Origin of the sequence: Bradyrhizobium genomosp. III, from assembly GCF_000261705.1 — a bacterium.
Taxonomy (GTDB): Bacteria; Pseudomonadota; Alphaproteobacteria; order Rhizobiales; family Xanthobacteraceae; genus Bradyrhizobium; species Bradyrhizobium ottawaense.
Map to the genome: position 1 here is coordinate 1 of NZ_AJQF01000111.1, position 1,753 is coordinate 1,753.

Genomic DNA, 1,753 nt, shown 5'->3' on the forward strand with positions numbered 1-1,753 from the left:
ATCCTCGGCCTGTCGCTCGGCTCGGCCTGCAACTTCCGCTTCCGCCGCCGCAGCGGCGACAAATGGCAGCGCCACACGCGCGAGGCCCAGCCGCGCTCGCTGTACATGATGGAAGGCGAGGCGCGCTCGCAATGGGAGCACAGTATCCCGCCGGTCGAGGCGCGCCGTTACTCCATCACGTTCCGGACGATGAAGCGGGCGTAACGCGGCCGGCCAGACAAAAAATGCGAAACAACCCCATGCAAAGTAAAACGCCCGTTCCGCCCGAGGCGCGGCGGCGCCGCACAAGGGTTTGACACATCGGTGCAAAACCGCCGCCTTGCGCAATCACCGCACGGCTTGCGTCTTGCCTTCCGAATCCGGTTGCATGCTAGATTGGCGGCACGCATTCCGCGGCAGGAGGGAAGCATGGCCGACAACAAGGCAAAGCGCGGCGGGGCCGATCGGGCGCTGATTGCGCTCACGGAAAAATATGAAGTCGCCTACTGGTCGAAGAAGTTCAAGGTGACCCCGGCCAAGCTGAAATACGCCGTCAAGAAGGTCGGCCGTTCCGCCAAGAAGGTCGAGGCGTATATCAAGCTCCAGAAGCACCGCGCCTCCGACAAGAGCCGGATCGCGCTGAGCGAGGCCTATGAGGTCCGTTACTGGTCGAAGAGATTCAAGATCACCCCGGCCAAGCTGAAGGCTGCCGTCGCCGCGGCCGGCCATTCTTCCAGGAAGGTCGAGGCCTATCTCGCCGCCCGGAAGACGGCAAAGAAGAAATCGGCCAGGAAGACGACAAGGAAGACGACGAAGAAGGCAGCCAGGCGCAAGAGCGCCGCCTGAAACCTCGGAAGCCAGGGATGCGGGGGGCCGCAACCTGTCCTCACATGGGCCACGTCGTCGCCAGTGCGACCGGGGGCCGCTGGCGGCCGGGCGCCAGCCGAAAATCTCGCACACGACGACGGTGGGGCTTTCGGGATGGTCGCCTTGCTGTCGCCGAACAAAGGTGCCGTGAAATCGCCTCAAGGCGGACGAATAAGGCGAATTGAAAAGACAGGCCAAACCGGCGAACCAATATGGGGGGCGCAAAGGCCGGCACCAAATGAAGAATTATCTCGCTTTTTTCCTGTTTCTGACCATCACGACAGCATCCGCGCATGGCCCGTTGCCGGCGCGGCTGACGCCGCCCTCCGACCTCATCCTGACAGGCCTGACCGATTCCGACACCACCGCCGGCGGCACCGCGCGGCTGTGCGAGCAGGTCACCTTCTCGCGGGGCCTGCGCTACGGCGAAAACGAGGCCAATGTGCTCGACGTTGCCGCCAGCACGACCAAGGCGGATACGCCGCGGCCGGTACTGCTGTTCGTGGCCGGCGACAGTTTCACCGGCGACCGCGCCGCGCCCGAGCTGTCGCGCCAGATCCAGGACCAGGTCATGTGCTTTGCCGCCCGCAACGACATGATCGGGGTGCGCGTCAATTATCGCTTGGCACCCGCAGCAACCTGGCCGATGGGAGCGACCGATGTGGCGGCGGCGCTGTCCTGGGTCCACGGCAATATCGACCTGTTCAACGGCGACGCACGCGAGATCGTCGCGGTCGGCTACGGCGCCGGCGCATTCCATGTCGCAACCCTGCTGGCGCATCCCGAGCTCCAGGCCGACCGCGCCGATGTCGCGGCCGTCGTGCTGGTGTCCGGCATCTACCGGGCCGGCAAGGACGCCAGCGACAGCGAGAAGGCCTATCTCGGCGGTGACGCCAGCCAGTACAAC

At 65.0% G+C, this 1,753-nt stretch carries 3 protein-coding genes; all 3 read left to right on the top strand.

Features of this window, described 5'->3' with window-relative positions; genetic code table 11:
- Positions 1-204, top strand: a 204-nt coding sequence (locus IC66_RS0110355; RefSeq protein WP_038947564.1) for an alpha-ketoglutarate-dependent dioxygenase AlkB, incomplete at its 5' end; no start/stop codon positions are given.
- A 204-nt stretch (positions 205-408) separates the two neighbouring features.
- Positions 409-825: a DUF3606 domain-containing protein gene (locus IC66_RS0110360; protein ID WP_028140025.1), complete on the top strand. Its 417-nt coding sequence runs from the start codon at positions 409-411 to the stop codon at positions 823-825.
- Between the two features lie 259 nt (positions 826-1,084).
- On the top strand, positions 1,085-1,753 hold a 669-nt coding region (locus IC66_RS0110365; RefSeq protein WP_038947565.1), incomplete at its 3' end, for an alpha/beta hydrolase.